25 protein-coding genes and 2 pseudogenes are annotated in these 24783 nt (G+C 60.3%); 7 read left to right on the forward strand and 20 right to left on the reverse strand.

What is annotated here, in order from left to right; translation table 11 throughout:
• Positions 1-33: 33 nt before the first annotated feature.
• The 5 genes from HX899_RS22855 to HX899_RS22875 form a co-directional block, all read right to left on the reverse strand.
• The gene (locus tag HX899_RS22855) at positions 34-1314 is read right to left on the reverse strand and encodes a multidrug effflux MFS transporter (RefSeq protein ID WP_181293466.1); all 1281 of its coding nucleotides are present in this window, start codon (positions 1312-1314) and stop codon (positions 34-36) included.
• Between the two features lie 35 nt (positions 1315-1349).
• Positions 1350-2555 carry a multidrug effflux MFS transporter gene (locus tag HX899_RS22860; RefSeq protein ID WP_003540085.1) on the reverse strand — a complete coding sequence of 402 codons (1206 nt, stop codon included), beginning with the start codon at positions 2553-2555 and terminating at the stop codon, positions 1350-1352.
• A gap of 137 nt (positions 2556-2692) precedes the next feature.
• On the reverse strand, positions 2693-3028 hold the full coding sequence (grxD, locus tag HX899_RS22865; RefSeq protein ID WP_138329317.1) for a Grx4 family monothiol glutaredoxin: 336 nt from the start codon (positions 3026-3028) through the stop codon (positions 2693-2695).
• Positions 3029-3173: 145 nt separating this feature from the next.
• A complete protein-coding gene (locus tag HX899_RS22870) occupies positions 3174-3995 on the reverse strand; it encodes a c-type cytochrome (protein ID WP_138329318.1) in 822 nt (273 codons plus the stop codon).
• Positions 3996-4057: 62 nt separating this feature from the next.
• Positions 4058-4288, reverse strand: coding sequence for a hypothetical protein (locus HX899_RS22875; protein ID WP_138389075.1), 231 nt, complete (start codon positions 4286-4288; stop codon positions 4058-4060).
• Between the two features lie 164 nt (positions 4289-4452).
• On the opposite strand from HX899_RS22875, the gene HX899_RS22880 reads away from it, so the two are divergent.
• Positions 4453-5634, forward strand: coding sequence for a hypothetical protein (locus HX899_RS22880; RefSeq protein WP_138389076.1), 1182 nt, complete (start codon positions 4453-4455; stop codon positions 5632-5634).
• A gap of 34 nt (positions 5635-5668) precedes the next feature.
• On the opposite strand, the gene HX899_RS22885 is transcribed toward HX899_RS22880, so the two are convergent.
• Both HX899_RS22885 and purL read right to left on the reverse strand, forming a co-directional pair.
• Entirely contained in the window at positions 5669-5902 is a 234-nt protein-coding gene (locus tag HX899_RS22885) for a BolA/IbaG family iron-sulfur metabolism protein (protein ID WP_003586236.1), read from the reverse strand.
• A gap of 19 nt (positions 5903-5921) precedes the next feature.
• A complete protein-coding gene (gene purL, locus HX899_RS22890) occupies positions 5922-8153 on the reverse strand; it encodes a phosphoribosylformylglycinamidine synthase subunit PurL (RefSeq protein WP_181293467.1) in 2232 nt (743 codons plus the stop codon).
• Between the two features lie 263 nt (positions 8154-8416).
• Here purL and HX899_RS22895 point away from each other — a divergent pair, with 263 nt between their 5' ends.
• The gene (locus HX899_RS22895) at positions 8417-10159 is read left to right on the forward strand and encodes an aconitase X (RefSeq protein ID WP_181293468.1); all 1743 of its coding nucleotides are present in this window, start codon (positions 8417-8419) and stop codon (positions 10157-10159) included.
• A gap of 91 nt (positions 10160-10250) precedes the next feature.
• On the opposite strand, the pseudogene HX899_RS22900 reads toward HX899_RS22895, so the two are convergent.
• Both HX899_RS22900 and HX899_RS22905 read right to left on the reverse strand, forming a co-directional pair.
• Positions 10251-10827, reverse strand: a pseudogene (locus HX899_RS22900) (acyloxyacyl hydrolase).
• 122 nt (positions 10828-10949) lie between these two features.
• Entirely contained in the window at positions 10950-12368 is a 1419-nt protein-coding gene (locus tag HX899_RS22905; RefSeq protein ID WP_181293469.1) for a PLP-dependent aminotransferase family protein, read from the reverse strand.
• An 81-nt stretch (positions 12369-12449) separates the two neighbouring features.
• Between HX899_RS22905 and HX899_RS22910 the strand changes: the two genes are divergently transcribed.
• Positions 12450-12707: a DUF1127 domain-containing protein gene (locus HX899_RS22910; RefSeq protein ID WP_181293470.1), complete on the forward strand. Its 258-nt coding sequence runs from the start codon at positions 12450-12452 to the stop codon at positions 12705-12707.
• A 126-nt stretch (positions 12708-12833) separates the two neighbouring features.
• Here HX899_RS22910 and HX899_RS22915 read toward each other — a convergent pair whose 3' ends face one another.
• From HX899_RS22915 to HX899_RS22945, 7 genes are all read right to left on the reverse strand, one after another.
• A complete protein-coding gene (locus tag HX899_RS22915; protein WP_181293471.1) occupies positions 12834-13226 on the reverse strand; it encodes a hypothetical protein in 393 nt (130 codons plus the stop codon).
• Between the two features lie 87 nt (positions 13227-13313).
• Positions 13314-13985 (reverse strand): phosphoribosylformylglycinamidine synthase subunit PurQ, encoded by a 672-nt coding sequence (gene purQ, locus HX899_RS22920; protein ID WP_181293472.1) that lies wholly within the window; start codon positions 13983-13985, stop codon positions 13314-13316.
• Positions 13982-14536 (reverse strand): RNA 2'-phosphotransferase, encoded by a 555-nt coding sequence (locus tag HX899_RS22925; RefSeq protein ID WP_181293473.1) that lies wholly within the window; start codon positions 14534-14536, stop codon positions 13982-13984. The genes purQ and HX899_RS22925 overlap by 4 nt, the downstream gene beginning before the upstream one ends.
• A gap of 44 nt (positions 14537-14580) precedes the next feature.
• Complete coding sequence (purS, locus tag HX899_RS22930) at positions 14581-14823, reverse strand: phosphoribosylformylglycinamidine synthase subunit PurS (protein WP_018072257.1); 243 nt, start codon at positions 14821-14823, stop codon at positions 14581-14583.
• Positions 14824-14838: 15 nt separating this feature from the next.
• Complete coding sequence (purC, locus tag HX899_RS22935) at positions 14839-15603, reverse strand: phosphoribosylaminoimidazolesuccinocarboxamide synthase (protein WP_018242191.1); 765 nt, start codon at positions 15601-15603, stop codon at positions 14839-14841.
• A gap of 249 nt (positions 15604-15852) precedes the next feature.
• Complete coding sequence (locus HX899_RS22940) at positions 15853-18150, reverse strand: EAL domain-containing protein (RefSeq protein ID WP_181293474.1); 2298 nt, start codon at positions 18148-18150, stop codon at positions 15853-15855.
• A gap of 96 nt (positions 18151-18246) precedes the next feature.
• Positions 18247-18801, reverse strand: a complete 555-nt coding sequence (locus tag HX899_RS22945; RefSeq protein WP_130825528.1) for an alpha/beta hydrolase — start codon at positions 18799-18801, stop codon at positions 18247-18249.
• 176 nt (positions 18802-18977) lie between these two features.
• On the opposite strand from HX899_RS22945, the gene HX899_RS22950 reads away from it, so the two are divergent.
• Together HX899_RS22950 and HX899_RS22955 are read left to right on the forward strand one after the other, a co-directional pair.
• Positions 18978-19784 carry a DUF2189 domain-containing protein gene (locus tag HX899_RS22950; RefSeq protein WP_138389085.1) on the forward strand — a complete coding sequence of 269 codons (807 nt, stop codon included), beginning with the start codon at positions 18978-18980 and terminating at the stop codon, positions 19782-19784.
• 156 nt (positions 19785-19940) lie between these two features.
• A complete protein-coding gene (locus HX899_RS22955) occupies positions 19941-20408 on the forward strand; it encodes a low affinity iron permease family protein (protein WP_138389086.1) in 468 nt (155 codons plus the stop codon).
• A 227-nt stretch (positions 20409-20635) separates the two neighbouring features.
• On the opposite strand, the gene HX899_RS22960 is transcribed toward HX899_RS22955, so the two are convergent.
• Positions 20636-21073 carry a hypothetical protein gene (locus HX899_RS22960; protein ID WP_210258849.1) on the reverse strand — a complete coding sequence of 146 codons (438 nt, stop codon included), beginning with the start codon at positions 21071-21073 and terminating at the stop codon, positions 20636-20638.
• A 137-nt stretch (positions 21074-21210) separates the two neighbouring features.
• A complete protein-coding gene (locus HX899_RS35465) occupies positions 21211-21342 on the reverse strand; it encodes a hypothetical protein (RefSeq protein ID WP_281385515.1) in 132 nt (43 codons plus the stop codon).
• Between the two features lie 799 nt (positions 21343-22141).
• On the opposite strand from HX899_RS35465, the pseudogene HX899_RS35205 reads away from it, so the two are divergent.
• Positions 22142-22348, forward strand: a pseudogene (locus HX899_RS35205) (low affinity iron permease family protein); the annotation flags it as partial.
• 59 nt (positions 22349-22407) lie between these two features.
• Positions 22408-22809 carry a hypothetical protein gene (locus HX899_RS22965; RefSeq protein ID WP_138389087.1) on the forward strand — a complete coding sequence of 134 codons (402 nt, stop codon included), beginning with the start codon at positions 22408-22410 and terminating at the stop codon, positions 22807-22809.
• A gap of 97 nt (positions 22810-22906) precedes the next feature.
• On the opposite strand, the gene purB is transcribed toward HX899_RS22965, so the two are convergent.
• Positions 22907-24214 carry an adenylosuccinate lyase gene (gene purB, locus HX899_RS22970; protein WP_138389088.1) on the reverse strand — a complete coding sequence of 436 codons (1308 nt, stop codon included), beginning with the start codon at positions 24212-24214 and terminating at the stop codon, positions 22907-22909.
• 58 nt (positions 24215-24272) lie between these two features.
• Positions 24273-24758 (reverse strand): hypothetical protein, encoded by a 486-nt coding sequence (locus tag HX899_RS22975; protein ID WP_138389089.1) that lies wholly within the window; start codon positions 24756-24758, stop codon positions 24273-24275.
• Between the last annotated feature and the right edge of the window lie 25 nt (positions 24759-24783).

Here is a 24783-nt window from a genome sequence, read left to right on the forward strand (position 1 = left end):
TAAACCCGCCGGGTGTCCAGCACTGTTCCCATTTCAGAAATGAGCAGCACGCGGATCGAGCTGCGGGCTGTCTCCCGGATGGGTGAAGAGCTTGCCGTTTTCCGCCCAGAGGGTGGCTGCGATCGTCACCGTGCCGAAGAGCGCGAAGCCGCCGAAGAGCGGCTGCACCGTGCCATTGAACATCTGGCCGACCAAGCCGCCGAGGACGGCGCCGGCCGTCGTCGAGACGAAGCCGGTGATGGCGGTCGCCGTACCGGCGAGATTACCCATCGGCTCGAGGCTGATGGCGGTAAAATTGGTGGCGATCAGGGCAAACATCATCAGTACGATGGTGAAGATGCCGTAAGCGATGGCGAAATCCGGCTTGCCGGCCAGCGAATAGAAAAAGCCGATAGCCGACAGGGCCGTGAAGATCAGAAGGGCAGCGTGCGAGATGCGGCGCATGCCGAATTTGCGGACGAAGAATCCGTTGGCGAAATTGGCGACGGCGATGCCGCCAGCGGTGGCCGCAAAGGCGATCGGCAGCCAGTCGCCAAGGCCATAGACCTCGCCGAAGACCTGCTGCACCGAGATCACATAGGCACTGATGACGCCGGTGAACATGGTGAGGCCGATCATGTAGCCGCAGGTGATGCGGTTGGTGAGCACGGTCTTGAAACCATCGACGACAGAGCCGACCGACAGCGGCAGCCGCTCTTCCGGCGGCAGCGATTCCTTCAATCGGAGGAAAGCCCAGCCGAACAGGACGGTAGCGATGATGCCCAGCAGGATGAAGATCCAGTGCCAGTTGGCATAGAGGATGATGAGCTGGCCGACGGAGGGGGCAACGATCGGCACGATCATGAAGACGATCATCACATAGGACATCACACGGGCCATTTCGCGGCCACCGAAGCAGTCGCGTACCATGGCCATGGTGGTGATGCGCACCGCAGCACCGCCCACACCCTGAACGAAACGCATGACGAGCAGCATTTCGAAGCTGCCGGTCGCTGCGGCGGCAAACATTCCGACAATATAGCAGGCCAGGCCGCCGAGCAGGATGTTGCGGCGGCCGAACGTATCCGAAAGGCTGCCGAAGAAGATCTGCGAGACGCCGAAGCCTAAGAAGAACACGCCGATGATCAGCTGCGCGTCGTTGGTATTGGTGACGCCGAGGGAATGGCCGATATTGGGCAATGCCGGCAGCATGCTGTCGATCGCCATGGCGACGCTGGCGGTCATGATGGCGATGGTAACGACGAATTCGCCAAAGCCCATGCCGATGCGGCGGGAGCCCTGGTTTTCCTGGTGCGGTTTATGCGGCGGCGTCATGTGGTGAAATCCCGGATGCGAATGAGGCCAGCCGTTCAGACGGCTGGGTTCTGCGATTGGAAGAGGCGGCCCTTCTCGGCGATCAGCACGAAGACGAGCCCGATGATCGACACGACGAAGTAACCGGCGACCATCGGCAGCGCGGTGCCGTCGAAGGCCTGGCCGATGCCGGCGCCGATAATGGCGCCGCCGACCGTGCTCATGAATCCGAGGACGGAGGAGGCGGTGCCGGCGACGTGGCCGAGCGGCTCCATCGCGAGTGAATTGAAGTTCGAGCCGATCCAGCCGAATTGGAACATGGAAAGGCCGAAGAAGGAGATGAACAGAGCGAAGGGCATCGGCTCGGTGCTGGCCATCTGGACGATCAGCCAGATGGTGTTGATGGCGATGAAGCCGATGAGCGAGCCATGCGACAGGCGGCGCATACCGAGCTTGCCGACGAAGCGCGAATTGAAGAAGGACGACAGCGACATGAAGATCGCCACGCCGGCAAAGGCGAAGGGGAAATAGACGCCGAGGTCGTAAATGCCGACATAGACCTGCTGGGCCGAATTGATGAAGCCGAACAGCGCGCCGAAGATGAAAGTGCTGGCAATGGTGTAGCAGAGCGCGACGCGATTGGTCAGCACCAGCTTGAAGGCGCCGAAGATCGAGCGGGCGGTGAAGGGCCTGACATTGGCGGGATGCAGGGTTTCCGGCAGGCGTAGATAGGCCCAGACGGCAATCGCCGTCGCCATGGTGGCGATGAAGAGGAAGATCAGGTGCCAGTTACCGAAGAACATGACGATCTGGCCGGTGCCGGGCGCAATCACCGGCACGATCATGAAGACCATCATGATCAACGACATGACTTCGGCCATCTGCCGTCCGCCATAGATATCGCGGACGATGGAGATGGTGATGACGCGGGTGGCCGCCGAGCCGATGCCCTGGACGAAGCGCAGCACCAGCAGGCCGGCGAAGGAGGGAACGAAGACGATGCCGATGGCCGAAACGATATAAACGACGAGGCCGAACAACAGCGGCGTGCGGCGGCCGAAGCGATCGGAAAGCGGTCCGTAGAAAAGCTGGGCGCAGCCGAAGCCGAGCAGATAGGAGGAGACGACGAACTGGCGGTGGTTCTCGCTTTCGACGCCGAGGCTCGCGCCGATCTGCTGCAAGGCCGGGAGCATGATATCGATCGCCAGCGAGTTGATGGCCATCAGGAAGGCTGCGAGCGCGATGAATTCTCGCTTGCCCATGGGCAGGCGGCCCGCGGACACGGCTTGTGAAGAATCTGTCACAATGAAATTCCCATAAACAGGTCAAGGCGCTGCTGGCCGCAGCGCCTCGAACTCAAGAAACAGATTTGGAAACCGGGCGGACGTCCGGTGACCGGTCAGGAGGCGGCGCGCACCGCGATGCCATTTTCCTGGAGATGCTGCTGCAGTTCACCAGCCTGGAACATTTCCCGGACGATGTCACAGCCGCCGACGAACTCGCCCTTTACGTAGAGCTGCGGGATTGTCGGCCAGTTGGAATATTCCTTGATGCCCTGGCGGATTTCCGAATCGGCGAGCACGTTGACGCTCTTGTAGTCGACACCAATGTAATCAAGAATTTGCACGACCTGGCCGGAGAAACCGCACTGCGGAAACTGCGGCGTGCCCTTCATGAAGAGGACGACGTCGTTAGTCTTGATTTCGTTGTCGATGAATTCGTGAATGCCGCTCATGGGGACCTAATCCTTTCAACAGGCGGGTTAAAGGCCCACCGTTTCAATCGTTGCCTTTAGATAGCATGCGACAGCAGGAATTCCAGCCGCCCGAACCAAAAAAAGACCAGTTCGGGCAGGCCGCTGCCGGGTTGTTGCCGTCGCGTTACGGTCGACGGGCGAGATAGGTCTGAATCTGTTCGATTTCGACATCGGTGAAATGGCTGAAGTCCCATTGGGAAACCTCTGTCATCACGCCGAGATCGCGGCCGCCGACACCCTTGCCGGTGCGCAGCAGCGTCTTAAAATCGGCAGCCGAATAGGATTGTGCCAGTGGCTTAAGCGCCGGCGCCAGGAAGGCTTCCGACTGTTTTGCCGTATCGAGATTGTGGCAATGGCCGCAACCCGTCTTGAAGGCATATTCGCCGATATCGGCCGGGCGAGTGGCGGCAGGGGTGATGACAGCCGGCACCAGATCAGCTTCGAAAGGGATCTTGTCGAGCGCCAGGCCGATGCGTCCGAGCGGCCCCCATTGCGTCGTTCCGGCCACCGCATCGGGAAGCTGCTTCAAACTGCGCATCCAGGCAATGATCGCTGCCATATCATCATCGGTGATATTGGCGAAGTTGCTAGCCGGCATGATGAAGGCGCCGGTACCGTCCTTCTTGACGCCATGGCGGATGAGGCGAACGAGTTCCGCGTCGCTGTACATCGGCACGAAGCGGGTCATGTTCGGCGCGACGATCCGGCCGACGCCCGGCTCGTCGATGAGCACGTTGCCGGCATCGTGATGACAGCCGCCGCACATCAGCGTGCGGGCGCGGCGTTCGGCTTCCTCGGCAGGCAGCGTCGTTTTGACGGAGAAATCGGCGGCCGCAACGTCGTACGTCCTGGAAAGGCGTATCTCCGACAGGGCGTAGACGCCGGCGACGGCGATGAGACAGATCGCGACGACCGCCGCGAGAATGATTTTCACAATGCGTATCATCCGTTATGCCCTCAAGAGCGCCGCAGAATTCGTCCGAAAACCGCTCGCATTTTCATCGTGCCTTAGCTGCGACGCTGACGGCTGCGGCCCGCGGCGGTGCGGCGCTTGCTCACCTGTTTGCGGGCGGGCTTGGGCTTGGCCGCGGTCGCCTTGCGGGCAGCCGTCGTCGGCGCGGCGGGGCGTGTCTTACGCCTTTTGCGCTTCGTCGTGGCGCGGCCGGTGGTTTTCTTCAGGATCTCCTTCAGCACGGTGTCGACGACGCCTGATATCAATTCTTTGACTAGGTCGACCACAAAACCCCTCCGTTCGTGATGGAAACGACATGGCTGCTATTGAATTCCGGAAGAGTTCGGTTAGCAAGACGGCTTCGAGACCATAGCTGCTTTTTACCCATATCAGTGGCGCAGCAGCCGGATCGCAGCAACATGCCGGCCATTCGCCCGGCCGGAAGAGTGGAATGGAATTGATCGAGAAGCGGGTCGTCCTGCATTTCCCGGGCTTCGAGCCGCTTGACGGCGTTGCCCACAGGGCACGCTACGAGCGTTCGGCCAGGCAGAGTGCCGCCGTCTGGGGCTATGCGGTCGAGACGGGGCCAGTGGACGAGGGGAGCAATCCGGTCAGTTTCGAGGTCAGGACGGCTGAGAGGGTAGCGGCGCCCGAGGCAGGGACCGGTTCCCCCGGCTGGCAGACGAAGAGCCGGATCCATATGGTCGATCACGATAGGCTGGTGCGCCGGCTGCGCAGCGGCAACACGCTGAGCCAGATCATTGCAGGCTTCCGAAGCTGCGCCGAGATCATGCTGGAAGGCGGGATGCGGGGATATTTCCGCCATGCCTGGCGCTTCGGCCTGTTCTTCCTCTTCCCGTTCCTGCTGACGGCACTGGCGATCGCGCTGACGGTGCAGATCGCCATTCTGCCCTATGCTCTTAGCTTTTCGCCGTGGCACATGCTCTGGAGCGGACCGCTGGCGCTCTGTTTCTTCATCTTCGCCTTCCTGCCGTTTTCCGAACGCTTCCATACGCTGCATCTCTTTGCCGATTGGGAAATGGCCGTCGCCCTCGGCCGCATGGACCGGACAGATTTCAACGACTGGCTGGAAGCCCAAGCCATTGCCGTGCGCAAGGCGCTTGAGGAAGAGGCGGACGAATATGTGATCTCCTCGCACAGCATGGGATCGAGCGTCGCCGCCCATGTCATCGGCATATTGCTGGAAAGGGAGCCGCAGATATTCAGAGGAAAGCGCGTGGTGTTTGCCACACTCGGCAGCGCCATCCTGCAATGCGCGCTCATGTCATCGGCAACGCTGCTTCGCGCCCGCGTCGGGCTGATCGCCCGCTGTCCCGAGATTTCCTGGCTCGACGTACAGTGCCTGACGGATTCGATCAATTTCTACAAGGTGCCGGTCGTTGACGTATCCGGCCATGCGGATGCGCCTCAGGCAAAGATGATCCTGATCCGCGTCAAGCAGATGCTGACGCGCGAGCACTATCGCAAGATCCGTAAGGACCAGTTGCGCGTTCACCGGCAATATGTGCTTGGGCCTGATCTGCAGGCGCCCTTCGATTTCACGCTGCTGACATCCGGGCCGATGCCGGCCTCGGTCTTTGCCGATCCCGACGAAAAGAGAATGCCCGGCTGAGGGCCGGGCATCGTCATCCGGATTGCGTCGGGCTCTATTCCGGCGCGGAGGTCTGCAGGGCCAAAGCGTGCAGCACGCCGCCCATATTGCCCTTCAGCGCCTCGTAGACCATCTGGTGCTGCTGCACACGGCTCTTGCCGCGGAAGACTTCTGCGACGACTTCGGCGGCGTAGTGATCGCCGTCGCCTGCCAGATCGCGGATCGTCACCTTGGCACCGGGAATCCCAGCCTTGATCATGTCTTCGATATCGCCGGGTTTCATGGCCATGATCGTTACTCCTTGCGCATCATTCCGCAGCAAGTTCGCCGCGGCCTTCCATGAAATCAGGGAACCATGATTCATGGGCATCGCGCAATTGCTGAATCGGCAGCGAGATGAGATCGCCGACGACGAGCGCCGTTCCTTCGACCGTGCCGAGACGGCGGAAGGGAACGCCGCCACCTTCTGCATTGACGCAGACGAAATCGGCGACATCGGCAGGCAACGTCAACACGTAGCGCGCCTGATCCTCGCCGAAGAGCAGCGCATGCGGTTCACCCTTGCCTTCGCTCAGATCGATCGTCAGGCCTTTGCCCGAGGCCATCGCCATTTCGGCGAGCGCCACCGCTAGACCACCCGAGGAAATGTCGTGGCAGGCGGTCGCCTGGCCGTTGCGGATCACGGAGCGAACGAAATCGCCATTGCGTCTTTCGGCGAACAGATCCACCTCCGGCGCCGGACCTTCGCGGCTGGAAAGCACATCGCGGAGATAGACGGACTGGCCGAGATGGTTGCCGTCGACGCCGATCATGATCACCTTATCGCCGTAGTTGGCGCTGCCAATGCGGGCCATCTTGCGCCAATCCGGCAGCAGGCCGACGCCTGCGATCGTCGGGGTCGGCAGGATGGCGACGCCGTTGGTCTCGTTGTAGAGCGAGACGTTGCCGGAGACGATCGGGAAATCCAGCGCGCGGCAGGCTTCGCCGATGCCCTTCACCGCCTGAACGAACTGGCCCATGATCTCGGGCTTTTCGGGATTGCCGAAGTTCAGATTGTCGGTGGCGGCGAGCGGTTCGGCGCCTGTCGCGGTGATGTTGCGCCAGCATTCGGCGACCGCCTGCTTGCCGCCTTCGAAGGGGTCTGCCTCGACATAACGCGGAGTGACGTCGGAGGAGAAGGCGAGCGCCTTGGAGGCATGGCCGTCGACACGCACGACGCCGGCATCGCCGCCCGGAAGCTGCAGCGAATTGCCCTGGATCAGCGTGTCGTATTGCTCATAGACCCAACGGCGGCTCGATTGGTTGGCGGAGCCGACGAGTTGCAACAGCGCCTGGCCGTAATCCTGAGGAGCGGCAACGAGATTGGCGGGCAGGGGAGCGTGTTTGCCGGATTCGCGCCAGGGGCGATCATATTCCGGCGCCTGGTCGCCGAGATCCTTGATCGGCAGGTTGGCGACTTCCTCACCTTGGTGCATGACGCGGAAGCGCAGATCGTCGGTCGTCCAGCCGACGATGGCAAAGTCGAGGCCCCACTTGACGAAGATCGCCTTGGCTTCCTCTTCCTTCTCCGGCTGCAGCACCATGAGCATGCGCTCCTGGCTTTCCGACAGCATCATCTCATAGGCCGTCATTCTCTCTTCGCGGACCGGCACCTTGTCGAGCTCAAGCAGGATGCCGAGATCGCCCTTGGCGCCCATTTCGACGGCTGAGCAGGTGAGGCCGGCCGCACCCATATCCTGGATGGCGATGACGGCGCCGGTCTTCATCAGCTCGAGGCAGGCTTCCAGCAGGCATTTTTCAGTGAAGGGGTCGCCGACCTGAACGGTCGGGCGCTTCTCCTCGATCGACTCGTCGAATTCTGCCGATGCCATCGTCGCGCCGCCGACGCCGTCGCGGCCGGTCTTGGCGCCGAGATAGACGACCGGAAGGCCGACGCCCTTGGCTTCGGACAGGAAGATGGCGTTGGACTTCGCAATACCGGCGGCAAAGGCGTTGACCAGGATGTTGCCGTTGTAGCGAGCGTCGAACTCAACCTCACCGCCGACCGTCGGCACGCCGAAGGAATTGCCATAGCCGCCGACGCCGGAAACGACGCCGGAGACGAGATGGCGGGTCTTCGGATGATCCGGCTCGCCGAAGCGCAGCGCGTTCATCGCGGCGATCGGGCGCGCGCCCATGGTGAAGACGTCGCGCAGGATGCCGCCGACGCCGGTCGCAGCACCTTGATAAGGCTCGATATAGGAGGGGTGGTTGTGGCTCTCCATCTTGAAGACGACGCAATCGCCGTCATCGATATCGACCACGCCGGCATTCTCGCCCGGGCCCTGGATGACGCGCGGCCCCTTGGTCGGCAGCGTGCGCAGCCACTTCTTCGAGGATTTGTAGGAGCAGTGCTCGTTCCACATGGCAGAGAAGATGCCGAGCTCGGTAAACGTCGGTTCGCGGCCGATCAGGTCCAGAATACGCTGGTACTCGTCGGGCTTCAGGCCATGACTCGCGATGAGTTCCGGCGTGATCGGGATGGTGTTTGGAATGGTCATGAGCTCTCGGAAGTCCCTGCCGTTGCGCGTTTTCCGCTCTTTAACCTATGTAGGGACGGCGCGCGACAGGAAAATGCCCGCCGTCAACAGAGGGCGGGCGACTTCTTCGGCCCGTTACGGGCGGCCGCTTCTCAGAGTCTGTTTGACAACTTGCTTTTGATTCTCGATCGATAGCAATGGGCAAGGCTCCGGCCTCAGCTTTTGTGTGCCGCTGATGTTTCCTATAGGAAACTTTTCTTCTTGGTTGATGGTATCGAGATACAATGCCGGACATACAACAACAGGCAGACGAAAAGGTATTTGCCGGGCGCGCGCTTGTGGCTGGCTTCGCTACGGGGTCGATCGTATTCAGCGACACGGCGCTCAGCTTCTGGGGCGGCGTCGACTCCCGGACCGGAGAAGTCATCGACCGCCACCATCCCCTGTCGACACAGGTCCTGACAGGAAAGATTCTCGCCATCCCCGGCGGACGCGGCTCGTGTACGGGCAGCAGCGTGCTCATGGAGCTGATCATGAACGGGCACGCTCCCGCCGGCATCGTGGTCTCGCGCCAGGAGGAAATACTGTCGCTCGGAGTGATCGTCGCTGACGAAGTGTTCGGCCGATCGATCCCCGTTGTCCAGCTCTCCGAAGACGACTTCGCCGAGCTGCACTCCATCCCTGAAGTCACCCTCATCGGCGACAAGGTCATCGCGAGCCGGATCGAAACCGCCCCCGGTTTCGATGCCGCCGATCGCACCTATGGAAATTCGATAGCGCTGACATCGAGGGATCGGTCCGCTTTGAACGGGGAAATGGGCAAGGCCGTGCAGGTGGCAATGAGGGCCACGACGCGCATGGCTGAAATTCAGGGAGCGACGGAACTTATCGATATCTCCCAGGTCCATATCGACGGCTGCATCTACACCGGGCCGACCAGCCTGGAATTCGCGAAACGCATGCGGGACTGGGAGGGTAGGGTTGCCGTTCCAACGACCCTGAACTCGATATCGGTGGACCAGATGCGTTGGCGGGAGCAGGGCGTGTCTCCCGGCGTCGCCGGACCCGCATCCGAATTGGGTGAGGCCTACGCCTCCATGGGAGCACGAAAGACGTTCACCTGCGCGCCCTATCAGCTGTCGTCCGCACCCAGGCAGGGTGAGCAGGTGGCCTGGGCGGAGTCGAACGCCGTCGTATTCGCGAACAGCGTTTTGGGTGCTCGCACTGCCAAGTATCCTGACTACCTGGATCTGTGCATCGCTCTCACCGGGCGCGCGCCGCTGACCGGGCCGCATATCGCCGACAACAGGCGCGCCAGCCTCGTAGTCAATGTGTCGGGTTTCGTGTCGCGGGATGACATGGTCTACCCCATTCTCGGCTACCACATCGGCAAGCTTGTCGGAGATGAAATTCCGGTCGTGATCGGCCTCGATACGTGGAAGCCGAATCTGGACGACCTAAAGGCGTTCGGGGCGGGTTTTGCGACGACATCAGGCTCTCCCATGTTCCATATCGTCGGTGTCACGCCGGAGGCCGACAGCCTTGAGAGCATTGTCGGAAGCAAGATCAAGGCGAGCTATGAAATCTGTCCCAAGGACGTCGTTGCGGACTGGAGGAAACTCAACGGCGGGTCTGTGGATGCCATCGAGTTCGTCGCGCTGGGCAATCCCCATTTCTCTTTCGACGAATGCGAGCGGCTGGCCGCGCTCTGCGAAGGCCTGGCGAAACATCCTGACGTCAAGGTTCTGGTTACCTGCAACCGTGCGACGTTCGAAAGGGCTTCCGCTGCGAATCTCGTCGGCAAATTGTCGGACTTCGGCGTAGAATTCGTAACCGATGCGTGCTGGTGCACACTTGCGGAGCCTGTCATCCCAAAATCGGTCGATACAATTATCACCAATTCCGCGAAGTTCGCTCACTACGGTCCTGGATTGACGGGTAAGGCGCTTCGGTTTGGCAGCCTGGCGGACTGCGTCGCGGCGGCTTGTCAGGGCGAGTTAAAGCCTGTTCGTCCCAAATGGGACTGAACGGTTTCCGCCTGCCGATGGTCGATCAGACGGCCGTACTGAGCAGTTCAATCATCCGTCGGCCAACCCGCTGAAATTGTCGAACGGATTCTCAGAACTTGTAGCCGACCTGCAAGCCGGCGCGTGTCATGCCGTCGTTCGGCCCATCGCAGAGATTGGCATGCGAGGAATGGGCGATCTGGGCCATGACATCCAGTGGGCGTTGAAACGGTAGCCGGCGCCCAGATATTCGTGGAAGAGGACGCTACAGCCGAGTTCCGGACCGTCATCATCGCCGTCGAGATCGCCGGTATGGATGACGCCGCCGAAGCCGGCTTCAGCAAAGAGCTTCTCGTTGAAATCGACCGTCCAGGTGAAACCGGTGAAGAACTGGGTGGCTTCGCCCGACGTGCCGATCGAAGTGCCGAGATGGACGCGGGGATGCAACAATTGTTGCTGCCAGCCGACCGCCGTCTCGTAGCCGAAAGGATCGAAGAGAGCGGTAATCTCCGGAAAGACGCCGTCTTCCCTGGAGTGCCCGACTGCACAGAGGTCGAGACGCCGAAGCGCAATTCATCGAATATCTGGTCGCCGGCATTTGCCGGGTCTGCCGCCGAGATACCGGCTACTGCTGCCACTGATGCCATACTTAAAAAACGCAACGCGATCCTTCCGAAGTCGACCCTCATTTGCTGTCCTTTGATTCACATCAGGTGGGAACAACAAAGAGGTAACACGGAGGTTGAGTCGCTGAAGCGCTCCGAATAGGCTCCGGCGTTTTTTCCGATTTATGACGTGTATTTGCAATATCTCATATTTCGCCGTCATAGGCGGAGCCGCCATTTTCCAACAGCCGGCGCAGGATCATCAGCCCCGAGGTCAGTTCCTGCCCCGTCTTCGGCGAAGACAAACCGATGCGAACGCGGTGATAGGCTTTCTCGCCGCGGGCCGCCTTGAACTCGTCCTCATCGTCGACGAGCACACCGTCGCGGTAGGCGGCGTTCTTGAAGGTGCCTGACATCCAGGGCTCCGGCAGTTTCAGCCAGAGGAAGGGCGCGTGGAGGTGCGATTCGAAATCGAAACCCTGCAACTGCTCGCGGGCGAGCTGGACGCGCCGGGAAAGTTCTCTGACGCTCGCTTTGCGGATCTCGTGCGCTGTGCCGCTTTCGACGAGGCGCGCACAGGTCTCCGCCAGGATGAAGGGCAGGCCGCCGGTGATCATCTTGTGCGTCACCCTGATGCGCTGGGCAAAATGCGGCGGGCAGGCGACCCAGCCGCCGCGCACGCCGGCGGCGACCGATTTCGACAGGCCGTTGACGAGGAAGGTGCGGTCGGGCGCGATCGAGGCGAGCAGCGGCGTATCGTCGTCGGCCATACCGCCGTAGAGGTCGTCCTCGATCAGCCAGACACTGTGTTTCCTGGCGATTGCGGCGATTGCCGCGCGCCGTTCATAGGGCATGATCGCCAGCGTCGGATTGTGGACGGTCGGCATCAGGAAGGCGATCTTCGGATGCTGCTGCTGGCAGAGCCGCTCGAAATCCTCGGGGATCATGCCAAGCTTGTCGGAATCGACCGTCAGTGTGCGGCGGCCGAGAAGGCGGGCGCTGCGGCTGACCTGGGTGTAGGTGAGATCCTCGAAGACGATCTTGTCACCCGGCGCCGAGACGGCAGCGATAACGGCGATCGCCGCTGCATGGGCGCCGAGCGTCGGCACGATGTTTTCAACCTCCGGCGTCCAGCCGCTGCGGGCAAGCCAGCGGCGGCCGGCCTCGAACCAGTTCTGCGGGAAACTCCGCGAATAGGAGGAGATTTCGGAAAGATGCTGCTCGCCGATCTCGGCGAGGATACCCGCTATGACCTTACCCTGGCCGAGATCGGGCGCGGCTGTCGTGTCGAAACGGATCTTGTTCGCCGGCGCATCCTGGACGCGAGTGCCGCCGAGCGAGACGGTCAGCGGATCGATCTGCTCGCCGGGCGGCGTCTCGGAGCGGTTTAGCACATAGGTGCCGCGCCCGACTTCGCCGGCGACCAGGCCGCGCTCATGCACCAGCGCATAGGCGCGGCCGATCGTGCCGATCGTCACGCCGATATCGTAGGCGAGATTGCGCTGCGGCGGCAGCTTGCTGCCGGCGGGCAGCGCGCCGCTTGATATGGCGGATTCGATGCTGTCGGCAAGCCGGAGATAGACCGGCCCGGAACCGCGGGAAATATCAGGAAGCCAATTTGTCATGGTGACAATTGTATATATTGGCACATTGTATCGGTCAAGGGTATGAGTCAATTCCAATGGCAAGCCGAGAGGATTCCTGGAATGTCTGCCTTACCTGAGATCAAAATGCCGATTGTACCGATTGTCTCTTACGAGGACAGGAGGCAGATTATCCTCCCCGCCGCGCCTGCCGAGGTGACGACGCGCCGGGGCCGGATCTGGGCTGCCATTCTTCTCTGGCAACAGAAGCGGGAAGGCCGGCGCGCGCTGAGGGAGCTGACGGCGACCGCGCTCAAGGATATCGGCGTGTCGCAGTCCGATGCCGCGCGCGAAGTCGGCAAGTCGTTTTTCTGGGACTGAACGTGCTTTCGAGCCGCTGCGCAATTCCTTAAATCGGAATCGATTTCAGGAAAAATATCCGGCATTCAAAGCGTTGCAGCGCTCTTTGTGCGTCTTAGAAGACGCGCGGCGCTGTCATCGGGGCGATCAGCTACAGGCCTTGTTGCCGCCAGACCAGCGATTGACGTCGGTGGTGATGCGGCCGGCGACCGGTTCCTGCATCATCGGACCGAAGGCCTGAAGTCGGGACGGGCTTCCCTCGGCCTGAACGACGAGCAGCGGCCGGCTTTCCGGGCTGCCCTTGTGGACCAGCAGGATCCGCGGGCGGCCGGAGAAGGAATTGAGCTCCGGCGCGAGCTTGTAAGCAGCAAAGGCCGGATCACCCGATTTGAACCAGCAGGCATTGGCGCCGAGCGCCACGCGTTCCATCGTCGGCAGTGCGCCACGGTTCGGGCCTGCCGCCGGCGCCGGCGTCTGGCAGGCTGCGAGCATGGCTGCGAGAGCGGTCAACAGGGCGGCGTTTGCGAGGCGAAGGCGCATCAATCTTGCTCCAGATCCGGACGGAAGGATTTTCGGGTGCATGCCGTTGCCCAAGACCGCCGCGCGGTTTTGGACGACGTGCAGGGCTCAGGCGGCGATGACGTCGAGCGCCGAGGCAAAGAGGCCGCGGCCGTCCGAACCGCCATGGGCGGCCTCGATCAGGTTCTCGGGATGCGGCATCATGCCGAGCACGTTGCCGTTTTCGTTCATGACGGCGGCGATATCATTGATCGAGCCGTTCGGGTTGGTGCCCTCGGCATAACGGAACACCACCTGGCCATTGCCTTCGATCGCAGCCAGCGTCGCTTCGTCGGCGAAATAATTGCCGTCATGATGGGCGACCGGGCAACGGATGACCTGGCCCTGCGCATAAGCGCGGGTGAAATCCGTCTCGGCATTGACGACTTCGAGCTTGATCTCGCGGCAGACGAATTTCAGCGAGGAATTGCGCATCAGCGCGCCGGGCAGCAGGCCGGCCTCGACGAGGATCTGGAAGCCGTTGCAGACGCCCAGGACTTTCACGCCCTTTGCAGCCTTGTCGATAATCGCTTGCATGACTGGCATGCGGGCGGCGATCGCGCCGCAGCGCAGATAGTCGCCATAGGAAAAGCCGCCGGGAATGACGATCAGGTCGACATCGGGGATCTCGGTTTCCGTCTGCCAGATCGTCACCGGCGGCTGGCCGGAGATCTTGGTCAAGGCGGCGATCATGTCGCGGTCGCGATTGAGGCCCGGAAGTTGAACGACGGCTGATTTCATGGGGTCCCTGCGTTTCGCGAAAGATATTGAACTGGAACGCTTTCGGCGAGCCATACTCCATTGTCGGAGACAAAGAAAGAATGACCCTTTGAAAACATGCGGGCCGCGTCTACACGTAGGATGAGATGTTCACCCTTGCGGCGCATTGCGACGATTTTCGCCGTTTCGACATCTGCTGACAGATGAACGTGGGGCCGTTTCATCTTCTTCAGGCCTTCGCGCTCGATCGACTGCCAGTTCGTCAGAGACGTGCCATGAAAAAGAGCGGCGGGCGGTTCAATCTGGCTCAATGCCAGATCGACGTCGACGCTATGACCTTGGTTTGCGCGAATTCTACTATCGGCGAGCGTGAAGCGCTTCTTTGGATTGTTTTCGACAATCTCGATGATCTCGGCGCGTGAAACGTCGTATTTCGACGCCAACGCTTTTTCGAGTTCATCGAACGACACCCAACCTTCGCTATCCAGCGTCAAGCCTGCAGATTCCGGCGCATGACGCAAAACATAGCTCATATATTTCGAGACTTCCGTCTCCAGCTTTGCTTTCATCATGACGCCAAATCCTCAAAGTCCGCCAGACGACGGGTCTGTGATCATCAGTCGATCGCGATTGCGTAGTTCTCGATCACCGTATTGGCGAGCAGTTTTTCGCACATGGCCTTGAGGTCGGCCTCAGCCTTGCCCTTGTCGGCGCCTTCCAGCTCCAGGTCGAAGACCTTGCCCTGTCTTATATGGCCGACGCCCGAGAAGCCGAGGGCGCCAAGCGCACCCTCGATAGCCTTGCCCTGCGGATCGAGAACGCCGTTTTTCAGCGTGACGGTGACACGAGCCTTGATCACTTTGTCTTTCCTGCCTTACTTGACGAGAACCGGGCCGGTGCCGCGCACGGGCTCGTTTTCATTGATGATGCCGAGACGGCGCGCAACTTCGGAATAGGCTTCGAGCAATCCGCCGAGGTCACGGCGGAAGCGGTCCTTGTCCATCTTCTCGTGGGTTTCGATATCCCAGAGCCGGCAGCTGTCCGGCGAGATTTCGTCGGCGAGGATGATGCGCATCATATCGCCTTCGAAGAGGCGGCCGCATTCGATCTTGAAATCGACGAGCTGGATGCCGACGCCGAGGAAGAGGCCGGTCATGAAGTCGTTGACGCGAATGGCAAGCGCCATGATGTCATCGAGTTCGGCGGGGTTTGCCCAGCCGAAGGCGGTGATGTGCTCTTCGGAGACCATCGGATCGTCGAGCGCGTCGGACTTGTAGTAGAATTCGATGATCGAGCGCGGCAGCACGACGCCTTCGTCGATGCCGAGGCGCTTGGCGAGAGAACCGGCCGCGACATTGCGCACGACGATCTCCAGCGGGATCATCTCTACTTCCTTGATCAACTGCTCGCGCATGTTGAGCCGGCGGATGAAATGAGTGGGGATGCCGATCTTGTTCAGATGGCTGAAGATATATTCGGAGATGCGGTTGTTGAGGACGCCCTTGCCATCGATGACTTCGTGTTTCTTCTTGTTGAAGGCAGTGGCATCGTCCTTGAAGAACTGGATCAAAGTGCCCGGTTCCGGGCCCTCATACAGAATCTTTGCCTTGCCCTCGTAGATACGGCGGCGACGGTTCATCGTGGTCATTCTCTATTGTTGGCGCTCTTGGGATAGCGCGAGTGGATCGATCTCGTGGCGTCCCCTTAAAGGAAAAGAGAGGGTTTCACAATCCGCCTGTCGCTCCTTCCCTGGTTTCCGGATTTCGCGGCCCGGTTTCCGATTTTACGGAATACCGCCAAGAGAATCGAATGAATTCGCAAGACGAGTTTAGCGCTTTTTCCTCTACGGTGGAATGAAGGCGAAATGGCGAGCCGCTTATGCAGGTTTTTATTTGGCGGCTCTGCTTCGCAGCGCGCGGCGAAGCTGCGCCTGCAAGGCGCGAGCGGCGATTTGCCCGTGGCGCCAGCTTCCGGAGCGGATGAAGGAGGGGATCTGCATGGCCGGCATCGGCCGGGCGAGCGCGAAGCCCTGCAGCGTGTCACAGTCGAGTTCTTCGAGAATGCGGATATGCTCCGCCGTCTCGACGCCTTCGGCGATGACGAGAATGTTCAGCGAGCGGCCGATATCGATGATCGAGCCGACCAGTTTGCGCTGCTCGGCCGATTGCGGCAGCATGCGGATCAGCTCGCGGTCGATCTTCAGCGTCTTCGGGCTCAGGCGCAGCAGGCTGACGATCGAGGCATGGCCGGTGCCGAAATCGTCGATCTGGATGTCGATGCCGAGCTTGCGCAGCTTTTTCAGGTTGGCGGCCACCGCCTCGTCGCAATCGTCGAGCGAGATCGATTCCAGCAGCTCGAAGGAGAAGGTGCCGGGCTCGATCTTCAAGGCGCGCAGCTTCTTGCCCAGATCGGGATCGGCGAGCCGCCTGGCGGAGACGTTGACCGATATCTTCGGGATCGGCAGCCCGTCCTTCAGCCACACCTTCCGGTCGGCAATGGCGCGCTCCAGGATCAGGGCGTCGATGGTCGAGACGACGTCGAGATCCTCTGCGATGTCGAGGAAGCGGTCGGGCGTCAGCAGCCCGTGCACCGGGTGCTGCCAGCGGGCAAGTGTTTCGACGCCTGCGACATCGAGCGTGCGGGCATCGAACTGCAACTGATAGAAGGGCACGAATTCATTGCGTTCGAGGCCGATCAGGATCTCGTCGGCAAGGTGCTTGGCGGAGATGATGTCGCGGCGGGCAGCGGCCGAGAAGAACTCGAAGCGGTTGCGGCCCAGGCCCTTGGCACGATAAAGGGCGATATCGGCGTCGAGCAGCATCTGCTTGGCGTCGAGCTTCGGTCCGCTGTCGATGGCGATGCCGATGCTGGCGCCGAAACGGCAATCGTGCCCCTCATATCTGACGGGTTTGCGCAATTCGCGGATGACACGTTCGGCAAGGCTGGCGATCTTCTTCGATGCGGGATCGACAATGCAGAGGATGACGAATTCGTCGCCGCCGATGCGGGCCACGAAATCGACGGCGCGGACGGACGTTCTCAGCACGCTTGCGGCATGCTGCAGCATGGCGTCGCCGGCCCGGTGGCCGAGCGTGTCGTTGATCTGCTTGAAGCGGTCGAGATCGATATGCAGGATCGCCAGCGCCAGGCCCTTGGCCCGGCATTCGGCCGCACGCTCGTCCAGCATCTTGTCGAGATAGCGGCGGTTCGGCAGGCCGGTGAGGTAATCGTGCAGCGCCAGGTGCTCGATGCTCTCCTTGGCGGCTTCGAGCTCGCGGTTGCGCGCCTCGGCCAGATCCTTGGCGCGGCGCAGCTCGTTGCGCAGCGCGACTTCTTCGGTGACGTCCCAGTTGGCGCCGATCAGCTTGCGGTGGCCGTTGCCGTCGATGAAGAAGGCCGAGCGGGCGCGGATGACGCGTTCGGCGCCGTCGCCGCGGATGATGCGGTATTCCTGCTGGAAATCACTGCCGCTTTCGACGCTGCGGTCGGACAAGCCAAGCACGCGCTCGCGGTCGTCGGGATGCAGGCTTTTCGCCCAGACGTCGCCGCCGATCTGGCGCGAGGCGCCCTGCAGCCCGTAAATGGCGATGAGGCGGTCGTCCCATTCGACGGTATCATGCTCGATATCGGCTTCGAAGACGCCGATGCGGGAAACCTCCAGCGCCAGATCGAGCCGGCGCGACAAACGCGACAGCGTCTCCTCGGCTTCCTTGCGGGCGGTGATATCCGTATCCGTGCCGATGATGCGCGTCGGCACGCCGTCTTCGTCCCATTCGACGCAGGCGCCGCGACACTCGATCCACACCCAGTGGCCGTCCTTGTGGCGCTCGCGATATTCGAAGACCTGGTAATTTGGATCGCCGGCGTTCTGCCGGTCGATGGCATGGACGACGAAATCGCGATCGTCGGGATGAACGAGCTGCAGCCAGGCCTCGTAATCGCCGTCGGCTTCCTCGTCGGGCGCCATGCCGCGGATGGTTTTCCACGTCGGCGAGTAATATTTCCGGTCGAGACGGTAGTTGTGATCCCATACGCCGAGGCCAGAGCCGACGAGCGCATAATTCCAGCGGCTCTCCCGCTCGGTGAGGTCGGAATCGTCGGTTGTCCCATTGCCAATGCCTGCCTCAACCGCTGCGGCATCGCCATGCGGATCACCGGCCTCTGTATGGGCTTTCTTCACGGGCATTCTCGCTTATGTCACCTCGGCGCAGTCTGCTGTCATTCCATTAAGAAAGACTTAGAAAGCACCTGCTCAACAAGCGAGGCGGCGTCTTTTCCGCAATCAGGCGGAGAGCCGGCCGAGGAACTGGGCAAAGACCATGGTGCCTTCGGGCCAGGGGCCGTGACCGGAATCGGCGTTGATGTGGCCGGCCTCGCCGGCATCGACGAGGAAGGAGCCCCAGCTGCTGGCGACATCGTCGGCATGCTCGTAGGTGCCGAACGGATCGTTGCGGCTGGCCACCGTGATCGACGGGAAGGGCAGCGGATCGCGCGGATAGGGGCCGAAGGTCATCAGGTGCTTCGGGCGGATGTCGGGATTGGCGACATCGGGCGGGGCGACGAGGAAAGCGCCCGCCACTCGGTTGCGGAAATGCGGGATGGCATGGATCACGGAGGGCACGCCCAGCGAATGGGCGACGAGGACGACCGGACGGGTCGAGGCGTTCACTTCCTCGGCGATGCGGGCGATCCAGTCCTCGCGGACCGGCTTCGTCCATTCGGCCTGTTCGACACGCCGCGCCGTGCTGAGCTTTGCCTCCCAGCGGCTCTGCCAGTGGCTCGGGCCGGAATTGGTGTAACCGGGGATGATGAGGATATCTGCGTCTGAGGCTTTCATGATGCCGCCGATGTGAGAAAGCTGGTCCAAGATGTCAAGAGGGGGATGTCAAGGGAGGGAGCGACACGGGCCCTGAAAGTTGCTATATTCCTCCAGTGCCGGTTGCGGAATTCGTATCGGCTTGCCCGCCGATGCTGTCCGCCGCCGATCAGGTCTCGGCTGAGGAGGAGAAAGCCATGGCGGCATTTCACGTCATGACGGGTGCAAGCGAAAGCTTAGCGCGGCCCGTCGTCAATCGCATCGGTATCGCCGACGTCTTCGACGCGCTGAAGCGCGGATACGACGATTTCATGGAGAAACCGTCCCACTATGTGTTCCTGTGCCTGATGTACCCGATCGCCGGCGTTTTCCTGACGCTGTGGACCTCGGGCGCCAACCTTTTGCCGATGGTCTTTCCGCTGATGGCGGGTTTCGTGCTGATCGGCCCGATCGCAGCGATTGGCCTCTACGAGATCAGCCGCCGGCGCGAGGCCGGCCTCGACACCTCATGGAAGCATGCACTCGAGGTGCGACATTCGCCGGCGCTGCCAGCGATCGTGGTGGTCGGGCTCATGCTCTGCGGCCTCTTCGTCGTCTGGCTGGTGACGGCACAGACGCTCTACAGCAATTTGCTCGGCGAGGTCTTTCCGCGCAGCATGGCGGATTTCTTCCGCCAGGTCTTCGGCACGTCAGAGGGCATGCAGCTGATCATCTGGGGCAATCTGATCGGCTTCGTCTTTGCGCTCGTCGTGCTGGCGATGACGGTCATCACCTTTCCGCTGCTGCTCGACCGCGATGTCGGGGCAGTCGCTGCCGTCACGGCGTCGATCCGCGCGCTGGTTCTCAATCCGGTGCCGGTGCTGCTCTGGGGCCTGATCGTCGCCGCGTTGCTCGTCATCGGCACGATCCCGGTCTTTGCCGGGCTTGCGCTGGTTATCCCGATCCTCGGCCATGCGACCTGGCATCTCTATCGCAAGCTGATTGCGCGGGAAGTCACAGCATAACCACGGCCCTGCCTGCGGGGAATCCCGGAGATCCCTCAGGAAATCTCGGATCCCTGGGGGAACCTCGATCCTGCCTCGGAGTTTGTTTTGCCGAGAGCATGATGTCTCGTCGACATCATGCTCCGGAGACGTCGAGGGAGGATTCCAGAGGTGACGATGAAGCATCTGTTCGCCCGCTTCGCAACAAAGGTATCAGAATGGGCGGGAAAACCCGTCATCTTCATCCTGGCACTGATCGCCGTCGTCATCTGGGCGGCACTCGGCCCCCTGTTCGATTATTCGGAAACCTGGCAGCTGGTCATCAATACCGGCACGACGATCGTCACTTTCCTGATGGTCTTCGTGCTGCAGAACGCCCAGACACGCGACACGCGGGCGATCCAGGCCAAGCTCAACGAAATCATCCTGACCAGCCATGCCGAAAACCGTTTCATCGGCATCGAGAATCTCGACGAGGAGGAGCTGAAACGTCTCGACGAGCTGGTCGCCAAGGCGGCAAAGGGCAGGGGCGAGACGGAGGCTTGCAGGACATCGGAACCAACCGAAGCAGCAAATGCGACACCGTCGAAAAAGGCGGAGGCGCGCAACCGACGGGTTTCAGCCAAGCCGGTGAAGCAGAGGTAGAGATCGGTCGACTATTTTTATTGGGCTTACCGACTGCCTGAGATCACAGTGCGGACATATTCTCCTTCTTGCTCTCCTGAGCTTGGGCATGCCCCCGGCAAGGAGAAGGGGGGCCGAACAAAGGAAATCCCGTGTCGCCGGGTCACGGGAGTCCTCACAGTATCGAAGTTTGGTTCTTGGGCAGGCGGCGTCATGAGATCACGATGCCGGCTACCATCGCAGCTGGACTATTCGACAACGGTGATATTCAGCACACCTTCATCGACATGGCCGTTTTTATCGGACGTGCGAACAACAATTCTGTCCTTGCCGACAAAGCCCTTGTCAGACGTGTAGTACCCTACCGTGGCAAGCACCTTTGTACCATTGCACTTCTTATAATCGCCCTTGCCATTGGGGAATGCGAGTTCGCGCAGGCTCTCCACCTTGCCATGCTTCGGGGCCTCGCGGATGCGGACCTCTGGTACTACTTTCGCGCTGCAGTCAGGATTGAGGCTGAAGGCGACACCAAGCTTGGTGCGCTCACCGCTTGCCGCGGTGACATTTTTTTGATGACGCGACAATCCATCCGGACCGGTCGTCGTGCAACTCGTCAACGCTGCACTGACGCACATCGTGGCAACCGACAGAATAAATGCTTTCTTCACTAGAACCTCTGTTGTCATTGTTGATCTCGTATTTTGGGCGCAGGCGTCACTGCGTCAGCGGCTGAATCTGGTCATAGCGAATCGTGAACTCGTCGGACAAGGCCTCATCGCTCCCGCATCGCTTCCGATACGATCTCGGCCAACGGCGAATAGAGTTAATCAAGGATACGCCGGCTGCCGGTCTTGACCTTGACGCTGACGGACAAAGCTACGGTATTGGCTTCAGATGCATTCCGTACGATAAAGTCTGTCGTTTCCCGTGTGAACAGCGATGTCGGGTCTGCCATGGTATATCTCCTTTGAAATTTAGCCGTTTTCAATTAAATAGATGACCAGAGCGGTCCAAGCTGAGCCAAGTACAAATACTACAGACCAGATACACATTAGCTGCTTTACTACACCATCCCTATTCCTCAAATAAATCAAGAATCCGGAAAGTATCATCAGCGGATAAACCTGTGGAGATATCAATATCATTTCTACTAAATGGCCATTAAACCGAACAATATCGGAAAGTTCTTCGTATGTGCTATCGTAATATGCTGACTGCCTGAAAAGGCAGTAAAAAACAATAAAATAAGCGAAAGACAATATTATCATTGATCTTCTTGCTATGTGAATTTTATTCACGCTTATTTCCCCGCAATAGATACGCTATTCGACAGTGGTTTGAGTAATCCGTTGCCGAAGCGAACGAAGGATTCGGAACATCGGACAAAAAGAAATGTGTCAGCCGCGAGTACAACCATTTCATTATGCAAATCAGGCGGGACATTGAAAGGTTGCGCAACCACGCAAAGAAGCAGGAACAAAAAGTGGAACGGCGATCTCGGTATTCTTCTCGAGCATAGGCAGGACCAATGAAGTCGGCAGCAGCGTCCCCGAGGAAGGATAAGCGACGTCGATCGAAGAAGGAATGCTTTTCAGATTGATCGCAGCGTCCTTTGCAGGGCTAAAGTCTTTTGCTTTGCGCCACTCCCGCCAAAAATAGTGACGATGCTATGGGACGTGCTGACTTACTTCTTTCCAAGCGGTCGGCCAGAACCACGCTTTTCTGATCTCCCGGTGGGCTTCAGCCAAAAGAGCCTGAGCATCCATGCCGAGAACGTTTCATCGCATCGAAAATCTCGACGAGGAAGAGCTGAAACGACTCGACGAGTTGGTCGCCAAGGCCGCCAAAGGCGGGGAGCGGAGGCAGCGAATGCGGAACCGTCGAAAAAGGCGGAGGCACGCAAGCGTCCTGTGGCTGCCAAAGCGCCGAAGCAAAAACAACGGCCGCTTGAGAAAAGCTAGACTATGAAATACAATCGGCAATTATATTGAGTTCATTAAATCCAACTCCGTAGGGGAAAATGAACGACTCCCTTCTTAGAGAGCCGCAGGTCGAGCTGTTCTTTCAGGCTTATTTCATAGGAATGGCGTTAGGTCATTTGCCATTTTTCTTCGACGATATCGGCTTTATCGCGTTTATTCCAAAGTTTATTGTTTCGCTGCCAATCGTTTTTATATTATTTATTTTTTATCGCGTTAAATACAGTGAAATAAATTCACGGCCAGTTCTTTGGTCATTTATCATTTTTATAGCAATTTTATTGCTGATCACGGCGGCTTTCTTGCTGTTGTCAGGTGGCAGCATTCAAAGGCTGACCTTATTAGCTTTTTTCTTAGTCATTTCCCTGCCTTCTGTCTTCGTCGCCTGCATGTACTTTACAGTTATGATCAGGCTGCGACTGAGGGGAAAAGCCGTCCGATAGATTCTCGATGGAGAGGTATGCCGGCAGAAAAACGGCGCCTGCAAGGGCGCCGCTATATCGTTGGCCGCTATATCGTTAATCGTTGATTGCAGATCGCTCAGGCGTTGCCGAAGACGCGGCGGAAGATCGTGTCGACGTGTTTGGTGTGGTAGCCGAGGTCGAATTTTTCGCGGATGTCCTCTTCCGACAGTGCGGCGCGGACTTCCGCATCAGCAAGCAACTCCTCCAGGAAATCCTTGCCCTGTTCCCAGACCTTCATAGCGTTGCGCTGGACGAGGCGGTAGGCGTCCTCGCGGGAGGTGCCGGCCTGGGTCAGTGCCAGCAGGACACGCTGCGAATGGACGAGGCCGCGGAATTTGTTGAGGTTCTTTTCCATGTTCTCGGGATAAACCAGCAGCTTCTCGATGACGCCGGCAAGCCGCGACAGGGCGAAATCGAGCGTCACGGTGGCATCGGGGCCGATCATGCGCTCGACCGAGGAGTGGGAGATATCGCGCTCGTGCCAGAGGGCGACGTTTTCCATGGCCGGCATGGCATAGGAGCGGACCATGCGGGCAAGACCGGTCAGGTTTTCGGTCAGAACCGGGTTGCGCTTGTGCGGCATGGCCGAGGAGCCTTTCTGGCCGGGCGAGAAATATTCCTCGGCTTCGAGCACCTCGGTGCGCTGCAGGTGGCGGATCTCGGTTGCCAGCCGCTCGATCGACGAGGCGACGACGCCGAGGGTGGCGAAATACATGGCGTGGCGGTCACGCGGGATGACCTGCGTCGAAACCGGCTCGGCCTTTAGGCCAAGGGCCTCGGCGACATGTTCCTCGACGCGCGGATCGATATTGGCGAAGGTGCCGACGGCGCCCGAGATGGCGCAGGTCGCGACTTCCTCGCGGGCGGCGACGAGGCGCTGGCGGCAGCGCTCGAATTCGGCATAGGCGAGCGCCAGCTTGACGCCGAAGGTGGTGGGCTCGGCATGGATGCCGTGCGAACGGCCGATGGTGACGGTGTCCTTGTGTTCGAAGGCGCGGGTTTTCAGCGCCTCGAGCAGGCGATCGATATCGGCAAGCAGGATGTCGGTGGCGCGGACCAGCTGGACGTTGAAGCAAGTGTCGAGCACGTCGGACGAGGTCATGCCCTGGTGGACGAAGCGCGCATCCGGGCCGACGATCTCGGCGAGGTGGGTGAGGAAGGCGATGACGTCATGTTTGGTGACGGCCTCGATCTCATCGATGCGGTCGACGTCAAAGGTGGCGGCGCCGCCTTTCTCCCAGATCGTCTTTGCCGCCGATTTCGGGATGACGCCGAGTTCGGCCAGCGCGTCGCAGGCATGCGCCTCGATCTCGAACCAGATGCGGAACTTGGTTTCGGGAGACCAGATGTCGACCATTTCGGGCCGGGAATAACGCGGGATCATGGGCGGCTGCCTTTCAAGAGGTTTGTTAGCGCCCCTGTAGCAAAGACGGGCGGCAATCTCAACGCATGCGTTTGGCAAGATGATAGCTGCTTGCGACAAGACAGACGAGGCCGAGCGGCAGGAAGAGGCGCAGGCCGATCACCAGGAACTGGTAGACGGCGCTGATACTGGTGAAGACGAACTGGAAAGCCCAGACGATACTGCCGAAGGGGGCGTGCCAGCGCGAATAGAACATCCGGTATTCCATGGCGAAGAGGAAAGCGGTCATCAGGATCGTGGCCGCTGTCAGCGTCACGAAAAAAGCGGCAAAACGCGTTTCCAGCGGCCTGTCAAAGGCGAGGAAGCGGGCGACCGGCAGGGCGAACGGCCAGGCAAACAGGCCGCCGGCGAAATAGAGTGCGGCGATCTCGGCAAGGCGGCTCGTCTGCAGGCCGTTGCGCAGGTAAAGGCCGAGCATGGCGGCGGCAAGCATCTGCATGCCCCAAAGGAACGCGCCGGCGATCAGATCGGGGTAGGGCGGCCGTGCAGCTCTTAGACGATCCATCCGGGGGCGATCCGTCCTCGGGCGA

The sequence above is a fragment of the Rhizobium sp. WYCCWR 11146 genome, assembly GCF_013591995.1.
GTDB lineage: Bacteria > Pseudomonadota > Alphaproteobacteria > Rhizobiales > Rhizobiaceae > Rhizobium > Rhizobium indicum.